The organism is Micrococcus sp. TCR-5, assembly GCF_052220525.1.
Taxonomy (GTDB): Bacteria; Actinomycetota; Actinomycetes; order Actinomycetales; family Micrococcaceae; genus Micrococcus; species Micrococcus luteus.
Map to the genome: position 1 here is coordinate 75108 of NZ_JBQPDO010000012.1, position 14308 is coordinate 89415.

Annotated in this window: 10 protein-coding genes, 1 tRNA gene and 2 pseudogenes; 5 read left to right on the forward strand and 8 right to left on the reverse strand. The window is 73.1% G+C overall.

Going from position 1 to position 14308, the window contains the following annotated elements:
• Positions 1 to 2: 2 nt before the first annotated feature.
• The 5 genes from ACTSKS_RS08210 to ACTSKS_RS08230 all read right to left on the reverse strand — a co-directional run bounded on the left by ACTSKS_RS08210 (position 3) and on the right by ACTSKS_RS08230 (position 6560).
• The gene (locus ACTSKS_RS08210) at positions 3 to 1157 is read right to left on the reverse strand and encodes an ABC transporter ATP-binding protein (protein WP_231862088.1); all 1155 of its coding nucleotides are present in this window, start codon (positions 1155 to 1157) and stop codon (positions 3 to 5) included.
• Between the two features lie 5 nt (positions 1158 to 1162).
• A complete protein-coding gene (locus ACTSKS_RS08215) occupies positions 1163 to 2710 on the reverse strand; it encodes an ABC transporter permease (protein ID WP_010079202.1) in 1548 nt (515 codons plus the stop codon).
• Positions 2711 to 2787: 77 nt separating this feature from the next.
• Positions 2788 to 3879, reverse strand: a complete 1092-nt coding sequence (locus ACTSKS_RS08220) for an iron ABC transporter substrate-binding protein (protein ID WP_036317448.1) — start codon at positions 3877 to 3879, stop codon at positions 2788 to 2790.
• Between the two features lie 106 nt (positions 3880 to 3985).
• A complete protein-coding gene (locus ACTSKS_RS08225) occupies positions 3986 to 4864 on the reverse strand; it encodes an SIR2 family NAD-dependent protein deacylase (RefSeq protein WP_442927457.1) in 879 nt (292 codons plus the stop codon).
• 112 nt (positions 4865 to 4976) lie between these two features.
• A complete protein-coding gene (locus ACTSKS_RS08230) occupies positions 4977 to 6560 on the reverse strand; it encodes an anthranilate synthase component I family protein (RefSeq protein WP_216880370.1) in 1584 nt (527 codons plus the stop codon).
• A gap of 32 nt (positions 6561 to 6592) precedes the next feature.
• On the opposite strand from ACTSKS_RS08230, the pseudogene ACTSKS_RS08235 reads away from it, so the two are divergent.
• The 3 genes and pseudogenes from ACTSKS_RS08235 (at position 6593) to dnaG (ending at position 9712) form a co-directional block, all read left to right on the forward strand.
• Positions 6593 to 7463, forward strand: a pseudogene (locus tag ACTSKS_RS08235) (arsenic resistance protein).
• 62 nt (positions 7464 to 7525) lie between these two features.
• Positions 7526 to 7771: a hypothetical protein gene (locus tag ACTSKS_RS08240; protein WP_159832929.1), complete on the forward strand. Its 246-nt coding sequence runs from the start codon at positions 7526 to 7528 to the stop codon at positions 7769 to 7771.
• Between the two features lie 30 nt (positions 7772 to 7801).
• Positions 7802 to 9712 carry a DNA primase gene (gene dnaG / locus ACTSKS_RS08245; RefSeq protein WP_159832931.1) on the forward strand — a complete coding sequence of 637 codons (1911 nt, stop codon included), beginning with the start codon at positions 7802 to 7804 and terminating at the stop codon, positions 9710 to 9712.
• An 81-nt stretch (positions 9713 to 9793) separates the two neighbouring features.
• On the opposite strand, the gene ACTSKS_RS08250 is transcribed toward dnaG, so the two are convergent.
• Positions 9794 to 10459, reverse strand: a complete 666-nt coding sequence (locus tag ACTSKS_RS08250; protein WP_267714345.1) for a PepSY domain-containing protein — start codon at positions 10457 to 10459, stop codon at positions 9794 to 9796.
• A gap of 204 nt (positions 10460 to 10663) precedes the next feature.
• On the opposite strand from ACTSKS_RS08250, the gene ACTSKS_RS08255 reads away from it, so the two are divergent.
• Positions 10664 to 10735: transfer RNA gene (locus ACTSKS_RS08255), tRNA-Asn, on the forward strand.
• Positions 10736 to 10860: 125 nt separating this feature from the next.
• Positions 10861 to 11588 (forward strand): annotated as a pseudogene (locus tag ACTSKS_RS08260) (IS5/IS1182 family transposase); the annotation flags it as partial.
• Between the two features lie 115 nt (positions 11589 to 11703).
• Here ACTSKS_RS08260 and ACTSKS_RS08265 read toward each other — a convergent pair.
• On the reverse strand, positions 11704 to 13812 hold the full coding sequence (locus ACTSKS_RS08265) for an acyltransferase family protein (protein WP_267714271.1): 2109 nt from the start codon (positions 13810 to 13812) through the stop codon (positions 11704 to 11706).
• 253 nt (positions 13813 to 14065) lie between these two features.
• Positions 14066 to 14308: integrase core domain-containing protein (locus ACTSKS_RS08270; protein ID WP_442927458.1), on the reverse strand; the 243-nt coding region annotated here is incomplete at its 5' end.

Here is a 14308-nt window from a genome sequence, read left to right on the forward strand (position 1 = left end):
GGTCACTCGCCCGGGGCGACGACGGCGCACGGGCCCGCGAGCCGGACCCCGCAGGCGGCGTCGAGCGGGGGCAGCGCCCCCTCCACGCGGGCCTGGGCCCGGGTGCCGTCGGCCAGCTGGACCGTGGCCACCGAGTCGTGGCCGCGGTAGTCCACGTCCACCACGGTGGCGGGCGTCCAGACGCGCGCGGCCTCGACCCCGTCCACGTCAACGGTCGGGTCGAGGGTGCCGCGCACGTGCTCGGGGCGGACCACCACGAGGTCCCCGGGCACAGCCGTGGCCGCACGCGCCCCGTGCAGGGGCACCGGGCCGAGGGCGGTGCGCCCGATCCGCCGGCCGCCGTCGCGCTCCGGCCCGGTCACGTCCAGCAGCGGCAGCAGGGAGGCCTCCCCGACGAACGCGGCGACCCAGGCGTCGGCCGGGTGCGCGTACACCTCGTCCGGCGTGCCCAGCTGGGGCAGGCGCCCGGCCCGCATCACGGCCGCGCGGTCGGCCATGGACAGGGCCTCGGACTGGTCGTGGGTGACGAGCACGGCCGTGGCGCCGTCCTCCTTCAGCGCCTGGCGCACGTCCCGGCGCAGGCCGCTGCGCAGGGAGGCGTCGAGGGCGCCGAAGGGCTCGTCCAGCAGGATCAGCGGCGGGCGCGGGGCCATCGCCCGGGCCAGGGCCACGCGCTGCTGCTGGCCGCCGGAGAGCTCGTGCGGCATGCGCTCGCCGTGGCCGGCGAGGTCCACGAGCTCGAGGCACTCCTGGATGCGGGCCATCCGCCCGGGCCGGCGGCGGCGCAGCCCGAAGCCCACGTTCTCCGCCACGCTCAGGTGCGGGAACAGGGCGCCGTCCTGGGGCACCACGGCCACGTGCCGGCGGTGGGCGGGCACGTGCACGCGGGGCAGGGCCACCACGGAGCCGGCAAGGCTGATGCGGCCGGACTCGATGCGCTCGAAGCCGGCCAGGCAGCGCAGCAGCGTGGTCTTCCCGCAGCCGGAGGGGCCGAGCACGGCGAGCAGCTCGCCCGGCTCCAGGTCGAACTGCACGCCCTCCAGGACGGGCCCCTCCCCGTAGGAGGCGCCGAGGTCGGCCACGGACACGGCGTGGCCGACGCCGGGCCGGGGACCGGCCGGGCGGGACGCGCGGGTCGAGGCGGCGGGGGAGGGCATGGCGGTCATTCTGACACCTCGTTCGGGGTCGACGGGGCGCTCGAGCGGCCGCGCACGGCCGCGACGATCCCCGTGCGGTGGACCACCACCCACGTGGGCACCGCGGCGAGCAGCACGAGGGTGAGCGCGTAGGGGGCGGCCTCGGCGTACCGGCCCACGCTGGTGGCGTTCCACAGGCGGGTGGCGAGCGTGTCCATGCCGGTGGGCCGCAGCAGCAGCGTGGCGGGCAGCTCCTTCATGGCGGTGAGGGCCACCAGCGCGACGCCGGCGCCCACCCCCGGCAGCGCCAGCGGCAGGGTCACGCGGCGCAGCACCTCGGCGCCCGAGGAGCCCAGGGACCGGGCCGCCTCCTCGAGGGCAGGGGAGGACTGGGCGACGGCCCCGGCCACCGACGTGACCGCCAGCGGCAGGAACAGGGTGGCGTAGGCGAAGGCCACCATCCACGTGGTCTGGTAGAGCGCCGGGACCAGGGAGACCCCGAGGAACACGAGGGAGAGCCCCACGACGACGCCGGGCAGCCCGTGCGCGAGGAACGCGGCGCGCTCGGCGATCCGGGAGACGCGCCCCGGGTGGCGGGCGGCGAGGATGCCGATCGGCAGGGCGAGGGCGAGGGTGAGCGCCGCGCCCGCGCCCGCCAGGACCACGGAGCCGGAGACGGCGTCGAGCCAGCGGTCCCGGACGGCGGACAGGGACGTGCCCTCGCCCATCCAGCGGACCAGGCTCACCGCGGGCACGCCCAGCGCGGCGCCCGTGACCACGGCGAGGAGCCCGGTGCCGACCCAGCGGGACCGGCCCAGCCGGTGCACGCTGACCCGGCGGACCGTGCGACCGGAGCGGACGCCGTCGTCGGCCCGGCGGGTGCGGGACTCGCCCCAGAGCACCAGCACCGTCAGCAGCACGAGCACGGTGGCCAGGGTGAGGGCGAGCTGCCGGTTGAAGCCCACCTCGAGCGCCGTGAAGATCGCCCGGGTGAAGGTGTCCAGGCGCAGGATGGCCACGGCGCCGAAGTCGGAGAGCACGTAGAGGGCCACCAGCAGGGCGCCGCCGGCGATCGCCGGGCGCACTTGGGCGAGCGTGACGGTGAACAGCGTGGCGGCGGGGCCGCGGCCGAGCGAGCGGGCCACGTCCTCCTGGCCGGGGTCGATGCGGGAGAGCGCGGCCGCCACCGGCAGGTATACGTACGGGTACGTGTAGAGGGTCATCACCGTCACCGCGGCCCAGAACCCCTCGAAGCGCCCCGCCTCCACGCCGGGCAGCAGGTCCGAGACGGACACCCACGTGAACGCCGCCACGTAGGAGGGCACGGCCAGCGGCAGCGCCAGCAGGACGGCCAGCAGGCCGCGGCCGGGCGTGTCGGTGCGGGTGACGAGCCAGGCGGCGCCCACGCCGATCACCAGGCACAGCGCGGTCACCACGGCGGTGAGCGCGAGCGAGGTGGCGGCCAGGGCGCCCACGCGCGGGCTCACGACGGCGTCCAGCCAGGGGCCGAACCCGCCCTGGGCGGTGCGCAGGAACAGGTAGCCGATGGGGACGAGCGCGACCGCCGCGGCCACGAGGGCCGCGGCGGTCAGCGCCGCGGGAGCGCGCCGTCCGCGCGTGCGGCGGACGGCCGGCTCCGGTGCTCGGGGGGTCAGAGCAGGCCCGCCTCCTGGATCATCTGGATGGTGGTCTGGAGGTCGTCCAGGTCGTTGAGGTCCACGTCGGGGGCCTTGACCTCGGAGAGCTCCGGGAAGCCGGCCGGCTGCTCCACGCCCTCCACGAGCGGGTACTCGCCGGTCTCCTCGGCGAAGTACGACTGACCGTCCTCGGAGAGAAGGTACTCCACGAGGGCGGCGGCGTCGCCGTCCTCCTGCTCGCCCACCAGGCCCATGCCGGACACGTTCACCAGCGAGCCGAGGTCGCCGTCGGGGAAGAAGTGCAGGGACGCGCCCAGCTCCTCCGGGGCGACGCCCTTCTCCCGGGCCAGCTCGAACAGGTAGTAGTGGTTGACTAGGCCGGTGTCCAGGGTGCCGGCGTCCACGTCGGCGAGGATCTCGCCGTTCTTCTCGCGGCGCTGCGGGTCGTTGGCGGCGAAGTCCTCGAGCCAGGTCCGGGCCTCGTCCTCGCCCTTCTGCAGGCGAAGGGCGGTGACGAACGTCTGGAAGGACGCGTTGGTGGGGGCGACGCCGACGCGGCCCTTCCACTTCGGATCGGTCAGCTCGTCGACCGACGTCGGGAGGTCGGCCTCGGGGACCTTCTCCTCGTTGTAGGCCAGCACGCGGACGCGGCCGGTCAGGCCGACCCAGTCGCCCTCGTCGTCCCGGTAGGTCTCGGGCACGCGGTCCAGGGTCTCCTGGGCGAGGGGCGTGAACAGGCCCTCCTTGGCGACGGCGCCGAGCGCGCCCGCATCCTGGGAGAGGAACACGTCGGCGGGGGAGCCCTCGCCCTCCTCGATCAGCTGCGCGGCCATGGCGGGGGTCTTGTCGTAGCGGACCTCCACCTCGATGCCGGTCTCGTCGGTGAACTCGTCCAGGATCGGCTGGACGAGGTCCTCGCTGCGGCCCGAGTACAGGGTGACCTTCTTGTCCGACTCGGCGGCGGAGGCGGAGCCGGACGCCGCGCCGGACGCGGAGTCCGAGCCGGAGCCGCCGGTGCCGCCGGCGCAGGCGGTCAGGGCGAGCAGCAGCGTGGCGGACACGGCCGAGAGGCGGACACCACGCGAGAGGGCGCGGGACTGGGGCATGGCAATCTCGATTCGGGAGGAGTGGCGGGGGCGGCGCCGCGGGCCAGGGGTTCCTGGCGGGCCGGCAAGGGGAGCCTATTAAGTCATGCGTGTGTTGTCTATTGCGTCACCATGTGACGTGCCTCGCAGTCGACAAGGCCCCCGACGGCCCGGGCCAGACGCCGGCGACGAGCGCGGGCAGCACCGCCCCGGCCGAGCCGCGCAGCGCGTGCGTCACCGCGCCGCTCAGCTCGGTCTCCACGGGGTTCACCTCGACGACGGCGACCCCGGCTCCCAGCGCCACGAACGGCAGGGACGCGGCCGGCTGGATCAGGCCCGAGGTGCCGACGACGAGGGCCAGGTCGCAGCGCTCCAGCGCCTCGTAGGCGCGCTCCCACGGCTCCTGCGGCAGCATCTCGCCGAACCACACCACGCCCGGCCGGATCCGTCCCGTCCCGCACGCCGGGCACGCCGGCGGCGCCTCACGCAGCATCGCCTCCAGGTCCGCCTCCGAGCCGGCCGCGTCCACGTCCGAGGGCGCGCCCGGGTCCACGTCCGCCGGGGCCCCGCACTCGGCGCAGCGGTGTTCGAACAGCGAGCCGTGCAGGTGCGCGAGCACGCGGGCGCCGGCCCGCTCGTGCAGGTCGTCCACGTTCTGGGTGACCACCTCCAGGTCGGGTGTGCGGCGCTGCCAGGCGGCGACGGCGTCGTGCCCCGGATTCGGTCGGCGGGCCCGCACCATCCGGGCACGCCACCGGTACCAGGACCACACGAGCGCGGGATCGGCGAGGAACGCCTCCTCCGTGGCGAGCTCCTCCGCGGAGAACCGCTCCCACAGGCCGGTCTGGGCGTCGCGGAACGTGGGGATGCCGGACTCGGCGCTCATCCCCGCCCCGGAGAGCACCACGGGACGCTCGGCGGCGGCCACGAGCGCGCGGACGGCGTCCAGCGCGTCAGGGTCGAGGTCGGGGGCGGAGGCGGCGAGGACGGGGTGCGGATCGGCCATGTCCCCAGCCTAGGCAGGCCGCACGGGTGGGCGCCCCCCTCGTTTGGGGGCGGTTTGCGGCGTTATTCCGTCGGAATACCGCCGAATATCGCCCCCGAACCACAGGGTGGGGTCAGGCGACGTCGGGCGCCGTCGTCGGCAGGCCCGTGCCGGCGGCGCGGGCGAGGGCCCGGCGCAGGCCGCGGGCCTTGAGGAGGACCTCGTCGTGCTCGGCGGCCGGGTCAGAGTCCGCGACGATCGCCCCGCCGGCCCCCACGGACCAGCGGCCCCCGGCGAGCACGGCCGTGCGGATCACGACGGACAACGACGTCGTCCCGTCCGCGCTCAGCATCCCCAGCGCCCCGGAGTAGACCCCGCGCGGGGAGGCCTCCCACGCGGCCAGCAGCTCGACGCTGCGGCGCTTCGGCGCGCCCGTCATCGACCCGCCGGGGAACAGCGACCGCACCACGTCCACGGGTTCGATGCCGGCCCGCGCGGTCCCCGTGACCGTGGAGACGAGCTGGTGGACGCTCGCGTAGCTCTCCACCGCCATGAGGGAGGGCACCTGCACGGAGCCGGGCTCGCACACGCGGGAGAGGTCGTTGCGCAGCAGGTCCACGATCATGAGGTTCTCGGCGCGCGTCTTGGGGTCGGCGGCGAGCGCGCGGGCGGCCTCGGCGTCCCCGGCCGGGTCGGCCAGTCGGGCGGCGGTGCCCTTGATCGGCTTGGTGCTGTACCGGCCCTCGCGCCCGGAGAGGAAGCGCTCGGGGGAGGCGGAGACCACGGCCCACCGGCGGGAGCCCGTGCCGTGCTCCAGCAGCGCCGCATACGGGGCCGGCTGGTGCGCGGCGAGCTCGTGGAAGAGGACCAGCGGGTCCACGCGCAGCCCGGGATCGGCGTCGAAGCGGGTGGTCAGGCACAGCTCGTAGGAGTCGCCGGCGTGCAGCGCGGCGCGGCAGCGGGCGATCTGCTCGGCGTACGCCGCCCGGTCCTCGCGCCACGTGCCCGGCGCCTCCTCATCGGCCCGCGGCCCCGGGACGGCGTCCTGCGGCGGGGGTACGACGGCGTCGCCCGCCGCCGTCTCGAGAGCGCGGCGGGCCGCGGCGAGGGCGCGGCGCACGTCCGCCGCCCAGCGGTCGGCCCCGGCCTCCGCGGTGGTCGGATCGAGGGAGACGACGCAGCAGTGCAGCACCCCGGCCGCGTGGTCGGCCACGACGTAGCGGGACGGGCGCACCCAGAACTGCGCGGGCAGGGGCGCGGGGTCCTCGGCTCGACGTGAGGGCGGTGTCACCCCCAGATCCGCCAGGCCGAGCTCGTAGCCCAACCAGCCGACCAGGCCGCCGCGCAGGGGCAGCCCCTCGCCGCCGACCACCGGCCGGGGCGCGGCCGCAGCCGCGAGGCCCGCCCACGCGCGGTCCGGATCGGCGGGGTCGTCGTGCCGGACCAGGCGCGGTCCGGGGGAGGGCACACGGCCCTGCTCCTCGCCGAGCACGTCCAGGCCGTCGCCCGCCACGGACCAGCGGGCCTCGGCCGGGTCCGGCAGGGCCGAGTCCAGCCAGAACGACGCCGCCCCGCGCACCACCGCGTGCGCGTACACCGCGGCCACGGCGGTCGCCGCCGTGTGTCCGGCCGCCGCGAGCGCCGCGGCGTCGAGCGTGCGCACGGCCACGTGCAACGGGGTGGCAGCGGCCTCGGACGGTGCGGGGGCGGTGGGCATGGCCCCCAGCGTAGGGGTCAGCCCCCGCCGGGATCGCCGCGGGCGCCGTCGTCGGGTGGGCCGTGCCCGGGGCCGGCGCGTGGGCGGTGCTCGTCGAGCCGGTCCTCGCGCCGCTCCTGCTGGCGACGTTCCTGGTGGTGCCGGCGGTGGTGTTCGGGCTGAGTCGGTTCGTGGCCCACGACGACGTGCTGCTCGTGGGCGTGCTCCTCGTGCTGCTGGCCCCGTGCGTGGACTACGTCATCGCGTTCACCGCGCTCGCGGGCGGGGCGGCCGAGCGGCTGCTGGCGGCGGCTCCACTGCTCATGCTCGTCCAGCTGGTCGTGCTGCCCGTCCTGCCCGTGCTGCCCGTGCTGCTGCGCGTCGTCGCCGGCGAGGCGGCGGTGGCCGTGGTCGACGCCGGGCCGTTCGTCCGTGCCCTGGTCTTGCTGATCCTGGCGCCGCTCGCGCTCGCGGCGCTGCTCCAGTGGGGTGCGGTGCGCGGCCGCGGTGGGGTGCGGGTTCACGGCGGCGATGGTCCCGCTCATGGTCGTCACGCTGTTCACGGTGGTCGCCTCCCAGATCCGCGGCGTGGGGGAGCGGCTGCCCGCGCTGGCCGCCGTCGTGCCCCTGTTCGCGGCGTTCGCCGCCGTGATGGTGGCCCTCGGCGTGGTGGCTGCGCGGTGGGCGCGTCTCGACGTGCCCGCAGGACGGGCGCTCGTGTTCTCGGGCGTGACGCGGAACTCCCTGGTCGTACTGCCGCTGGCGCTGTCCCTGCCGGCGAGCCTGGACCCGGCCCCGCTCGTGGTGGTGACGCAGACGCTCGTGGAGCTCGGGGCGATGGTGAGCCTCGTCCGGCTGGTGCCCCGGCTGCTGCCGCTGCACGGGCAGTCCGCGGGGGCGGGCGCGCGTCGAACCGTGACCTGACCGCCCAGAATGTTGCCTTCCCGTGACCGGAATCACGGTCCCGGGTGGCTATCGTGGGCGACATGAGCCTCTCGTTCGTGTCCTCGGCGCGCCGCCGTCACGGTGGCCTGGCTTCGGCCGCGCTGTTCCATCCGCTGGTCGAGGCGGCCACCGGCGCGTTGCCCGTGATCGACCCCGCGACCGGGCGCCCCACGTCCGAGGGAGCGGGCGCGGCGCGGACCGAAGCGCCCCGCGCGGCGGGGACCGGTCCTGCACAGGCCGCAGCGGATGCCGAGCCGTCCACGGAGGCCGGTTCCGCTCGGGGCTGACCGCCCCGCCCCGTCCCTAGAATGGTCCGCATGGCTGGACTGATCGTGCGCAAGGACATCGACCTCGTCCGCGAGCGCACGGACCTGAAGGCCGTGGTGGAGGAGTTCGTCACCCTGCGCTCGGCGGGCGTGGGCTCGTTCAAGGGGCTGTGCCCGTTCCACGACGAGCGGACGCCGTCGTTCCACGTGCGCCCCGGCGTGGGCACCTATCACTGCTTCGGCTGCGGCGCGCACGGGGACGTCATCAGCTTCCTGATGGAACTCGAGCACACCACGTTCACGGAGACCGTGGAGCGGCTGGCGTCCCGCGTGGGGGTGGAGCTGCACTACGAGGACGGCGGCACCGGCCCGGACAAGGCGGAGACGGGGCGCCGTCGTCGCCTGTTCGAGGCGAACAAGGTGGCGGACGAGTTCTTCCGTCGGGCCCTCGGCTCGCCCGAGGCCCAGGTCGCCCGCGACTTCCTCACCCAGCGCGGATTCACGCAGGAGCACGCGGCGCAGTTCGGCCTCGGATATGCCCCGCAGGGGTGGTCGCATCTGCTGGACCACCTCCGGCAGAAGGGGTTCCGGGACGAGGAGCTGCGCGCCTCCGGGCTGGTGTCCGAGGGGCAGCGCGGCCTGTACGACCGGTTCCGCGGCCGCCTGCTCTGGCCCATCCGGGACATGACCGGCGCGACCATCGGCTTCGGCGCGCGCAAGCTGTACGACGACGACCCCGGGCCCAAGTACCTCAACACCCCCGAGACGCCGCTCTACAAGAAGTCGCAGGTGCTCTACGGGATCGACCTGGCCAAGCGGACGATCGCCAAGGAGCGTCAGCTGGTGCTCGTCGAGGGGTACACGGACGTGATGGCGGCCCACCTGGCCGGCGTCGGGACGGCGGTGGCCACGTGCGGCACCGCGTTCGGCGCGGACCACATCAAGGTGGCCCGCCGCCTGATCTCCGACGACGGCACGGGCGGCGAGGTGATCTTCACCTTCGACGGTGACGAGGCCGGGCAGAAGGCTGCTCTCAAGGCGTTCGACGAGGACCACCGGTTCCTCGCCAAGACGTTCGTGGCCGTGGAGCCCAGCGGCATGGACCCGTGCGATCTGCGCATGCAGAAGGGCGACGAGGCGGTGCGCGCGCTCATCGCCTCGCGGCGGCCGCTCTTCGAGTTCGCGATCCGGGCCGGGCTCAAGGACTACGACCTGGACACCGTGGAGGGCCGCGCCGGCGCCCTGCGCCATGCCGCTCCGATCGTGGCGGGCATCAAGGACGCCGTCCTGCGTCCCGGCTACGAGCGGGAGCTGGCCGGCTGGCTCGGCCTCGACCCGAACGCCGTGCACCGCGCTGTGGCCGCGGCCGGGCGCGCACCGCGGCGGGGGCCCGAGCCCGAGGCGCGGCCGGCCCCGGCGGACGACGGGCAGGCGATCGGGCCCCAGGGCCGCCACGGGGAGGCTGCCGCCCCGGCGCCGCGGATCGTGGTGCCGGTGGATCCGCGCGACCCCGTCGCCCGTCGGGAGCGGGAGTCCCTCGAGGTGGTGCTGCAGCATCCGACCCTGCTCTCCGCGGAGCAGTGGACCGCGCTGTACGCCGCCCGCTTCACGGTCCCGCAGTACGCCGCCGTCCACCAGGGCGTGAAGATGGCCGGGTCGGCGGGGGCGACGCCGCAGCGCTGGGTCGACGCCGTGCGGGACGCCGTGCCCCAGGAGGTGGCCGGCGTCGTGTCCGAGCTGGCCGTCCGCGACCTGCCCGCCCGCACTCCCGAGGATGTGGACCGGTACTGCCGGGACATCATGAACCGCCTGTTCGCCCTGCAGATCGTGCACCGCAAGGAGGAGCTGCTCGGGCGACTGCAGCGGCTCGGCCCCGAGGGCGACCCCGCCGAGTTCACCCGCCTCAACAGCGAGCTCATGGAACTGGAGGCGCGCCGCCGGGCCCTCCGCGCCGACGACTGACCCCCACCCGTTTTCGTTCGGGAAACGGCGGCTCCAGGCGCGTTGTCGTTCGGGAAACGGCGGCCCGTCGGCCGCGCGGCGTCAGCGCTCGTCGACCGTGAGCACCTCACCGGACGTGGCGTCGATCTCGACCTCGGGGCCGTCCGCGCCGTCTTCGCGGTCGAACTCGACCTCCCACTGGAGGGTGCCGTTGTCGTCGTCCAGGTCCATCTCGTCCAGGGTCACCCCGTCACGGCCCTCCCGGGCGGTGTCGAGGGCTTGCTTGGCGGTGACCTCGGCCTCCTTCGCCTTCTGGACGTCCTCGGAATCCGACTCGCGGTCGGTCTCGGTGATGTCGCCGTCGGCGGTGACGTCCAGCTCCTTCACCTCCTCGCCCACCACGACGTCGACCTCCCAGGTCGTGTCATCGTCGTTGGCATCCACCGCGACGATGATGCCGTCGGCGTACTTCTCCAGGACCGCGTCGATCACCGCGTAGGCGGGCTCGTCGGCCTGGCCGGTGGCCGAGCCGCTGCCGGCCGCGGCGGCCGTCGACGAGGCCGAAGCGGAGGAGGCTGATGACGACGCCGAGCCCGACGCGTCGTCCGTGGTGGGGGTGCTCGCCACCGCCGAGGAGGCGTCGACCCCCGGCGAGGCGGAGCCGTCGTCGCCGTTGTCGGAGGTGGTGCCGCAGGCCGCGAGGGCGAGCGCGGCCAGCACGCCCGTGCCGGTCAGGGCGGTCTTGCGCGTGAGGGTCGTGATGGTCATGGACACGTCTCTCCTTCGGGTCCGTTCCTGATGGTTCTGGGAATGTCCTCGCACCATAGGCCCGCCGGAGCCGTGCCTGGCAAGGGCCCGGTCCCCGGGCGTGGGCAGGACGACGACGGCGCCCCGCGGCCGGGTGGCGCGCAGGCAGGGGCTCTGGTAGAGTTCCATCCGTTGTCCGAACGGCTCCGGCGGTTCGCGGCACATTCCCCCGTAGCTCAACGGCAGAGCATTCGACTGTTAATCGAAGGGTTGTTGGTTCGAATCCAACCGGGGGAGCCGAGCAGAGGCCCCTGCACCGACCATGTCGGTGTGGGGGCTTCTTCGTGCCTGGAGGATGACCGGGCCTAGAACGTGTCTGGCAATGAATCCAGGGGTCAGCTGACACCCTGGATCGCATCTTTCGTATCCAGACGCTCTCCGACGCCCGGGTGATGGCCGAGGTCATCATCTGCCGGTATCAGCACGTGAGTTCTGTGGCGGGATCTGCCCGAGGTCTACGGGCCCTGGCAGACCGCGCTGACCTGGTGCTGGCGGATGGCAGCTGAGGGCACCTGGCATGAAGTGCTAGCAACATTTGCGGCCGCCAGCGACGCCCAGGGCCTCATCTATGGATCGGTCCGGACTGGACTCCGCGATCGCCCACGCTCATCAGCAAGCCACGGACATTGCCCGCCATGCAGGGGATGGATCGAACTACGGGAATCTGCGGGATGAACCTGCCGGTCGCGGTATCGGACGCTCACGTGGCAGGTTGAGCACGAAGATCCATCAGCTCGACGCGGGGGCAGGAATGCCATTGGCCAGCTTGATCGCCTGAGCCAGGCAGGGGATTGACCGATGCCGACTCCACTGCGTGGCAGCCGCGGCGGTCATCCCCGTGTGAGCTGGCCATCAGGGCCACCGCAGGCGTCGTGGCTGCAGCAGCGGGTGCCCCGTCGGCTTCGACGCAGTCGCCTGTAGGGGCCGCAATGTCATCGAACGTCAGTATGCGCCCCTGCAGCAGTCGCGCGGACGGGTGGCCAGGTATGACGAGTGCACGATCATCTACCGGCCCGCCGAGCGCCTGACCACTGGGGTCACATGGTTGAAGCTGGTGTCAGACACGCCCTGGGCGCGCCCGGCGCCGTAGTTCTGCTCCGCATGCTGCCCACCTCTTCGAGGCCGATAGAGGAGCGGGAACGGACTGAGGGTGTCATCAACACCCGCACCATTCCCATCCCTTGATCAGCGCGCTCGAGAGAGCCTCAGCGTCCTAGACGCATGCCGTCGTGCTCCAGGGCCGCCAGCGCACGCTCGATGAAGACGGGAGCAAGAGTCTCTACATACGTTGGGGTGAGGTGGTTGTCGTCCCAGTACACATGGACGTTGCCCACCGTGGGCTGGCACTGACGGCCCGGGCAGATCATGTCGTTCAGCTGCACCTGCGCGATGCGGGGATGAGCATCGGCCAGTCCGGTCAGGGGGCTGGTGTTCGGATCGAGCACGGTATGCGTCCAGCGGCATGTCGCCGCATCGATCCCGTGTGTCCTTCCGCAGGTTGTGGGTGATCCGGCCGCGAACCGGGGGTTGTCCCGGAGTGCGAGGACATGGGCACCCGTCCCCGCAATCTCCTCCATCCGCCCGACCATCCCCGGGGTGAGCATCTCCTCGTCCTCATAGGTGCTGCGTGTGCCCTGCATGAAGACGACGTCCGGGCGTACATGCTCCACGACCAGGTTGAGGTCCGCGAGGAAGTCCGGGCACTTCGGGGAGTCGTCCACCTGCTCCTCCATCGGCGCTACCAGGCAGCTGCCCCGCGTATAGCTGACGACCTCCAGCCGCCTCTCCTCGCCGAGGTGCCGGAGAGCGGGGGACCACTGCATCACGTGGCTGTTGCCGGCCATCAGCACGACGCCGGCCGGATCTGCTTGTGGGACGAGGACATGGCACGACTCGGCTCCGACCTCGGTCAACTGTGCTTCCAGGGCGGGGTCGCACTCCTCGGGGTACTCGGGGAAGGGGTACCGTCCCTCCACCACGGGCAGAACAGGGGCACCGGGGTCTCCAGCTGGCTCGTAGTCGGGGCGCAGGACGGCGGCGCCCGGGTTGTTCCGGTCGGCCGCCTCGAGGACTCGTGCGGACTCCGCTGCCTCGGCGCCGCGCCACAGGGTCACCGGCGCCACAACGAGAGCGGCGCAGGCCCCCAGTACGACGGCGGACCGCCAGGCGGCCGTCTGGGGCCAGCCCCACGCCCGCAGCGGACGCTCCACGCGCGCCGAGAGGAGGATGGCCGTGCCGAGGGAGACAAGGACGAGAGCAACGCCCGCGGCTGCGCCGGGCTTCTGCGATCCTGTGAGGACGGAGTAGGTGATGAGCAGCGGCCAGTGAACGAGGTAAAGGGCGTAGGCGGAGTCACCCAAGCGGGTGAGGGGCCGGGAGGCCAGTATCCGGTCCACACCGAAATGGGAGCCGCTGGTGCCCGCGACGATCACAGCAGTGGCCGACATCAGCGGCCACAGCGCGATCCAGCCGGGGAAGGCGCCCTGGACGTCCACCACGACGCCGACGGCGATCATGCTCGCGAGCCCTGCCCAGCCGAGGAACACCCGTGTGCGCCGTCCCAGGTGAAGGAATGGAAGGGCAAGCGCGAGGAGGGAACCGAGGGCGAACTCCCATAGGCGCGCCCGGGTGTCGAAGTACGTGAACGCCTGGTTCTGGGAGGTCTGGGTCACCGACCACAGCAGGGACACGACGAACACCGAGGCGAACGCAGTCGTGAGGACGGCTCGGGGCCGCGCCCCGGTGCGGCGGGCCACCAGGGCTGAGACAAGGAAGAGGAGCGGCCACAGGATGAACACCTGCCCCTGGACCGACAGCGACCAGAAATGCTGGAAGGGGGACAGCGAGGTGTTGTCGGCGGCGTAGTAGTCGACGGCATTGAACGCCAGGGCCCAGTTTTCCACGTAGAGGGCCGACGCCAGCGCCTCCGTCCGCCACGAAGCACGGTCGGCCAGCGGATACACCGTGGCCACGGCAACCAGGGTGGTCAAGATCGTCAGCACCGCCATGGGCATGAGGCGCGTGAAGACGTGAAGCCAGTAGCGCCCCACCGCGAGGGGCCTTCCGGACTCCATCTTGCGGGTGAAGGAGCCTGTCAGGAAGAAAGCCGAGATGAACAGGAAGATGTCGACGCCGCCCGACACCCTGTCCGTGAAGATGTGGAACACCACCACCAGAAGGACGGCTACCGCGCGCAAACCCTGGATCTCGGGTCGCCAGTCCGCCCGCCGTCGGGCCGCCGCAGGAGTCGAATCGGGCCCATCAGCCGCGTGTCGGGGGCGGTAGCCGCGGGGATAGACGGGCGGATTGGTCATGGTGGCCTCAGCAGTGTCAGAGGGATGGGAAGGCAAACGGCAACATCATGCCTGAGGGTGATTCTTTCGAACGGGAAGCTGACCAGCGGATTAAGGCTCGTGGTCCAGCCCTCACGTCGCACAACGGCGCCCGCACCCTCGCGCGGTAGGGCGCGGGCGCCGTCGTGGAGGTGAAAGGGAACGCCTCAGGCGCAGGCGTCGTCGGCCTCCCCGGACTACTGCTCACTGAAGCGCCCTGGGTTCCGTTCCGAGGTCAGGATGCGACGGGCGCTGAATCCTGATCGTGAGTGTAAGCCGCCTCAACCTCTGCGGGAGTGTGATAGCCAAGGGCCTCATGCAGGCGGGTGGTGTTCCACCAGTGCACCCACCCCATGGTGGCCAGCTCGACCGCCTCGGTCGACTCCCACACCCGCTTGGCGTGGATGAGCTCGGCCTTGTAGAGCCCGTTCACGGTCTCCTTGAAGCGTCCCGGGTTTCGTGCCGCTCCTATGTGGGT